The organism is Tabrizicola sp. (assembly GCF_031377265.1).
Taxonomy (GTDB): domain Bacteria; phylum Pseudomonadota; class Alphaproteobacteria; order Rhodobacterales; family Rhodobacteraceae; genus JAUYQR01.
The window spans coordinates 1-4,979 of sequence record NZ_JANMET010000283.1 but is presented as its reverse complement, the minus strand read 5'-3'; the positions used below and the strand labels follow the sequence as shown (position 1 = coordinate 4,979).

The following is a 4,979-nucleotide window of genomic DNA, read 5'->3' as shown; positions in this document are numbered from 1 at the left end:
TTCGTGCCGCCGTCCTGAACGGCTTCACCGCGCTCGGCATCCCCGTAACGAAGGTCGTGGGCCAGGTCTGTCCCGGAGAAGAGAAACTCGGGCCATCAGCCGATTTGTGCAACAGAGCCCATGATTGTGTCAACATCAGAGAAAGCGAACATAGAATCCCAGCGACCGCACTTTATCTTTCGACCCGAGGTCAGAACTTGCAACCACCGGGAAGGAATTACATGATGAGGCCCGGCAACAGCGACGATATGTAATTGCCCGGGAAAGATCTCGTCGGTAAGGATCACCGGCGACGAATATGCTGTTACACCCACAACCCGCCCGGTAAGCGACTGGGATTTTTCAGGCAAGCATATTTCGGAATGAGCCGGCTGCGCGGCAAGCAGTGCGACTGCCACGAAAACTTGAGTCGTAGCCGACAGCCTGCCTCCTTTCCTCATCATTGCGGGCCTCTCTGAAATCTTCGGCCGAAGCCTAGGTTTTGCACTGTCATCACAAGGTCGCTCAACCGGAGGGGGGTATGTCAAGCCCGTCAAGTCCGCTCAGATGGAAACACTCGGTTGCCAAACGACCCTTCCGGCGCGGTGTTGGTTGGCCAGTCGCAAGGGTGCCGCAAGCCTTGGCACGTGGACGATCATGGTGCCAAGACTGCTGAAGCCGGCGTTGCACAGATCCGCGCCCAGCGCCGCCCCTCCCTTGAGTTTGGCCGCGCACCCTCCTACACCTTGGGGACGGATAAAAGGGACCCTTCCGATGCGCATTCACTCTGATCTGGCCGACACCATCGGCAACACGCCGCTTTTGCACCTGAAGCGGGCGTCCGAGGCGACCGGCTGCACGATCCTTGGCAAATGCGAGTTCATGAACCCCGGACAGTCGGTGAAGGACCGGGCGGCGCTGTACATTATCCGCGATGCGGTGGCCAAGGGGTTGCTGAAGCCGGGGGGCACGATTGTCGAGGGGACGGCGGGGAACACCGGGATTGGGCTTGCGCTGGTCGGTGCGTCGATGGGGTTTCGCACGGTGATCGTGATCCCGGAAACCCAGTCTCAGGAAAAGAAGGACATGCTGCGGCTGGCGGGGGCGGAGCTGGTGCAGGTGCCGGCGGCGCCCTATCGCAACCCCAACAACTACGTGCGCTATTCGGGACGGCTGGCGGAGGCGCTGGCCAAGACGGAACCTAATGGCGCGATCTGGGCCAACCAGTTCGACAATGTGGCCAACCGGCAAGCGCATATCGAGACGACAGGGCCTGAGGTTTGGGAGCAGACCGGCGGAAAGGTCGACGGGTTCATCTGCGCGGTGGGGTCTGGCGGCACTTTGGCGGGCGTGGGGATAGCCTTGCAACCGAAGGGCGTGAAGATTGGCCTTGCGGACCCCGAAGGTGCGGCGCTGCATGCGTTTTACACCACGGGCAAGCTGGAAAGCCCCGGGAGTTCCATCACCGAAGGCATCGGGCAGGGGCGGATCACCGCAAACCTTGAAGGCTTCACCCCCGATTTCAGCTATCGCATCCCGGATGCCGAGGCACTGCCGATCATTTTCGACCTCTTGACCGACGAGGGCCTGTGCATGGGCGGATCGACCGGCATCAACATTGCCGGTGCGATGCGGATGGCGCGGGAGATGGGGCCGGGCAAGACCATCGTCACCATCCTGTGCGATTACGGCAGCCGGTATCAGTCGAAGGTCTACAACCCGACCTTCCTGCGCGAGAAGGGCCTGCCGGTGCCGGGCTGGCTGGACCGGCCGGGGCGCGCGATCCCCGCCGTGTTCGAGGACGCCTGAAGCCCATGCGGGCGGTTTTGTTCAGGATATGGTTGGTACTGGCGCTGCTGGCGACGCCGCTGGCGGCACAGGACAGCGGCACCGTAACCGAAAAGAACCCGCCGGTTGCCGGCGCGGAGCCGGACAGCGCAGATGCGGCGCTGAACTATGCCGACTGGCAGCAGATGGCCGTGCGGGCCGAAGCCGAGATCGAGAACCGCAATTCAAGCGCCGAGCGGCTGGAAGAGATCCGCGCGCAATTGGCGCAGTGGCGGGCGGCGTTGCTCAGCTCGCAAAGTGCCAATTCGGCGCGGATCGGCACGCTGCGCCAGCAGCTTGACGCGTTGGGACCAGCCCCCGCCGCCGGCCAGACCGAGGCCGAAGAGATCAGCAAACGACGTCAGGAACTGGCCGATCAGTTGGTGCGCCTGCAAGCCCCCGGGATTGCTGCAGAGGAAGCCTACCGGCGGGCCGACGGCCTGATCCGCGAGATCGACCGGATCCTGCGCGAACGTCAGGCCGACCAGTTGCTGCAACTGTGGCCATCGCCGGTGAACCCCGGCAACTGGCCGGAGGCGGCGATCGGGCTGTCGGACACGTTGCTGCGCCTGTGGGACGAGGCGGCAACCGCGTGGGCCGATCCGCAGGCGCGGGGCAAGCTGTTCGACAACCTGCCGCTGATCCTTATTCTGGCCATCGTTGGTCTGGCGCTGGTTGTGTATGTGCGCGGCTGGGTGGAACGCTTTGCCAACCGGCTGCTGGAGGGGGCTTCGGCGCGCGGGCGCAAAGTGTGGTCGCTGCTGGCGTCACTGGGCGAGATCGTGATCCCGACGCTTGGGGTAGTGGCGCTGGCCTCGGCGATGGTGGCCAGCGGGATGCTGGGCGAGATTGGCCTGTCGATCACCGCAGCGCTGCCGTTCGCGGGTTTTGTGATCTTTGCCGCGGCCTGGCTGGGCGCGCGCGCCTTTCCCAAGACGCAGGATGAAACGGCAGTGCTGCCACTGGCCCCGGACCGGCGCGCGGAGGGGCGGTTTCTGGCGGTTCTGATGGGGCTGGTCGTCGCCGCCGAGGCGCTGCGCAGTGCTGCAATGGATGCGCAGTCCTATTCGGATGCAACGACAGCGGTGATGTCTTTCCCAATTCTGGTGACGGCGGGGCTGATCTTGCTGCGCATCGGCCGGGTGTTGCGCAAATCGCGCGAGGTGGCGGACCGCAGTTATGCGCTGCGCTTGCTGACGATCCTGGCGCGGGGGATCGGTTTCATCGGGTTTGCGGGGCCGGTGCTGGCGGCCTTTGGCTATGTGCAGGCGGCATCGGCGCTGATCTATCCGGCGATCCTTTCCCTGGGGTTGGTCACGCTGTTGTTCATCTTGCAGCGGCTGATCGGCGATATCTGGGCAATGATCATCCGCAGCGACGCGCAGGGCCGCGAGGCACTGGTGCCAGTGCTGGCTGGCTTTGCGATGACGCTGGCGTCGCTGCCGGTGTTCGCGCTGATCTGGGGGGCGCGGTTCTCGGACATGACCGAGCTGTGGACCCGTTTTACCGAAGGGTTCCAGTTGGGCGACACGCGAATTTCGCCATCGAACTTCATGGTTTTCGCGGTGATCTTCGTGATCGGCTACATGCTGACCCGGCTGTTTCAGGGCGCATTGCGGACCACGATCCTGCCCAAGACCAGCATGGATCAGGGCGGGCAAACCGCGCTGGTCGCGGGCATCGGGTATGTTGGTATCTTCCTCGCGGCATTGGTCGCGATCAATGCGGCGGGGATTGATCTTTCGGGGCTGGCCATCGTTGCCGGTGCGCTGTCTGTCGGTATCGGCTTTGGCTTGCAGACCATCGTATCGAACTTCGTGTCCGGTATCATCCTCTTGATCGAGCGTCCGGTCAGCGAGGGCGACTGGATCGAGGTGGGCGGCGTGCAGGGCCGGGTCAGGGCAATCTCGGTCCGTTCCACCCGGATCGAGACGTTTGACCGCAACGACGTGATCGTCCCCAACGCCGATCTGATCACCGGGCAGGTCACCAACTGGACGCGGTTCAACCTGTCGGGCCGTTTGATCGTGCCGGTGCTGGTGGCGCTGGGATCCGACACCCGCAAGGTGGAACAGATCCTGCGCGAGATCGCCGAGGCGCAGCCGCTGGCGGTGCTGAACCCGCCGCCGCTGATCGTGTTCATGGGCTTTACCGACAAGGCGATGCAGTTTGAAATCCGGGTGATCCTGCGCGACGTCAACTTCAGCCTGACCGTGCGCAGCGAGATCAACCACCTGATCATGCAGCGCTTTGCCGAGCAGGGTGTCGCTATCGTGCCGCCGCCCGCAGCACCGGCTGAACCCAGCCTTGAGCGGATTGCCGAAACTGTACTGGCGCTGGAGCAGGTGCTGCAGCGCGTGCCGCAAGCCAGGCCCACCCCGCGCCGCAGCAAGGTTGCGCCGCAAGACGTGACACCGGAAAGACAGGCCGAATGACCGAGTTGCTGTTTCGGGACGATGCGTATCTGCGAGAGGCCGATGCCGTGGTGCTGGGTCACACCGCCGAAGGTGCGCTGATCGTGGATCGCAGCGTGTTTTATGCCACGGCAGGCGGTCAACCCGGCGACAGCGGCTATGTCGTCTGGCCGGGCGGTCGGATGGCGATTGCCACGGCCACCAAGCTGGAGGGCGGCGCGGTGGGTCTGGTGCCGGGCGAAGCGGTGGCAATGCCGCCGCCGGGAACCCGCCTGCGTCAGGTGCTGGATTGGGAGCGGCGCTATCGCCATATGCGGATGCACACCGCGCTGCATCTGTTGTCGGTGGTCATTGCGCTGCCGGTGACCGGTGGCCAGATCGGCGCGGATCGCGGGCGGCTGGACTTCGACATGCCCGATCCGCCGGATGACGTTGCAGCCCTTGACGAAACGCTGAACGCCCTGATCGGGCGCGACCTGCCAGTCACCGAGACCTGGATCACCGATGCCGAACTGCTGGCCAACCCAGGGCTGGTGAAAACCCTGTCAGTGATGCCGCCGATCGGGCAGGGCCGGGTGCGGCTGGTGCGGATCGGGCAAGGCGCGGGTCAGGTGGACCTGCAACCCTGCGGCGGCACGCATGTCGGGCGCACCGGCGAGATCGGCCGGGTCGAGATTGGCCGGATCGAGAAAAAGGGCCGCCAGAACCGCCGGGTGTCGATCAGCCTCATGGCATGAGATCGCCCCTTGCGCAGGTCAA

3 protein-coding genes and 1 pseudogene are annotated in these 4,979 nt (G+C 64.5%); all 4 read left to right on the top strand.

Features of this window, described 5'->3' with window-relative positions:
* Positions 1 to 254 (top strand): annotated as a pseudogene (locus tag RMO18_RS15885) (hypothetical protein); the annotation flags it as partial.
* 499 nt (positions 255 to 753) lie between these two features.
* Positions 754 to 1,788, top strand: a complete 1,035-nt coding sequence (locus RMO18_RS15880) for a cysteine synthase A (RefSeq protein ID WP_309667222.1) — start codon at positions 754 to 756, stop codon at positions 1,786 to 1,788.
* Between the two features lie 5 nt (positions 1,789 to 1,793).
* Positions 1,794 to 4,241, top strand: coding sequence for a DUF3772 domain-containing protein (locus RMO18_RS15875; RefSeq protein ID WP_309667220.1), 2,448 nt, complete (start codon positions 1,794 to 1,796; stop codon positions 4,239 to 4,241).
* Entirely contained in the window at positions 4,238 to 4,957 is a 720-nt protein-coding gene (locus tag RMO18_RS15870) for an alanyl-tRNA editing protein (protein WP_309667218.1), read from the top strand. Before RMO18_RS15875 ends, RMO18_RS15870 begins: the two co-directional genes overlap by 4 nt.
* Positions 4,958 to 4,979 lie beyond the last annotated feature (22 nt).

Coding starts and splice junctions, on each gene's coding strand:
- RMO18_RS15880 (WP_309667222.1), top strand. CDS start 754: ATGCGCATTCACTCTGATCTGGCCGACACCATCGGCAACACGCCGCTT.
- RMO18_RS15875 (WP_309667220.1), top strand. CDS start 1,794: ATGCGGGCGGTTTTGTTCAGGATATGGTTGGTACTGGCGCTGCTGGCG.
- RMO18_RS15870 (WP_309667218.1), top strand. CDS start 4,238: ATGACCGAGTTGCTGTTTCGGGACGATGCGTATCTGCGAGAGGCCGAT.